This is a genomic window from Shewanella sp. ECSMB14101 (assembly GCF_000773485.1).
GTDB classification, from domain to species: Bacteria; Pseudomonadota; Gammaproteobacteria; order Enterobacterales; family Shewanellaceae; genus Shewanella; species Shewanella marisflavi.
Map to the genome: position 1 here is coordinate 1 of NZ_JSFF01000064.1, position 1,177 is coordinate 1,177.

The 1,177-nt window shown below is 37.1% G+C and carries 1 protein-coding gene; it reads right to left on the reverse strand.

Annotation, left to right across the window (positions count from 1 at the left end):
* Positions 1 to 129: 129 nt before the first annotated feature.
* Positions 130 to 1,128, reverse strand: coding sequence for a DUF4365 domain-containing protein (locus NY07_RS18775; RefSeq protein WP_033540880.1), 999 nt, complete (start codon positions 1,126 to 1,128; stop codon positions 130 to 132).
* Positions 1,129 to 1,177: the final 49 nt, after the last annotated feature.

Below are 1,177 nucleotides of genomic sequence, written 5' to 3' on the forward strand. Positions count from 1 at the left end.
CTGCTGGGAGACCTGAATTATGAGGGGATCCTCCAGCGCCGCACTAAGCGGACTAAAATTGTGGGTTAAAATGTGTAGCGCAGCGAAACTAACCCACTGTTTTAGTTCCGTTTAAGTGCCTTGTTAGCACTATATTTGTGAACAGAAGTACTGAAACCCACCATCTTTACGTGACCTAGTCTGTTGGCCATAATCTAGTTCACATATCGCCTCATGCTCTCTGGCAGAGGGGATTTGGTTATCGTAGACCAATTTTAAGTAAACTCTATCCTTATGAAGCCAGTAATATTTACTTTTGAAAACCAAATTTTCATATCGCTGTAAGGTTTTCAATAACAATGGGAAAAGCACTTTCATAGGTTTTTGAGCTATATAGTTTACTACTTCGTTACCATACCCATCTGATGATGATTTACGGCACCAGTATTCATAGCTATAAATATATTTTTTTTCCTCTTCTTCCAGGCTAAATTCTGAGGAACTTTCCCAAACTAATAAGACTCGGCAAACCTCTAAAAAAGTTGCAAAGTCATCCTGGCTATTTACTTCACAGCAGACATCGTAATGAAATACATCCGCATACAATGTAATAAACCTATTTAAGCTTTTTAATGCCAACTTATGGTTATATATTTCATCTTGTAATGTTGGCAGTTTCGAATACACTTTCGTGAAAATTTTGGCAATATCTGCTTGGGAAGCAACTTGAGGTTGATGTGGTATAAATTCGATAGTTTTAGTACTATTGCCTTTATCAAGTTTTGCGATAGCATCCCAAAACAAGGGCTTTGATATATATATTTCCTCAGTTTTCAAGTCAACTGCATAAGCAATAACATGGCATTTTAGGCTTAGTTGAGCCCAATAATGTAAAGTACTTTGTTTGATCCCTGAAACTGTCGGTACTGAATCTTTCTTACGTATAGTTAGGCTCTCTGAAGCCTTAACTTGAGCTTTTAGGTAATGCCCAATAACCTCACCATTTTCAACAAATTCGATTTCAAAATCAATTCCATAATCATTTTCAGTCATATTTCTAAATATGCCTACATCCCTTAGCTTATATAGTAATATCGCATAGGAATCTGATTCAGCTTTATGTTGTACGATTTGTTTTGGTAAATCCATGCACCCTCTCTAAATAGTGCTAACGCCTTTAGCAGCGGCGCCTAACGCG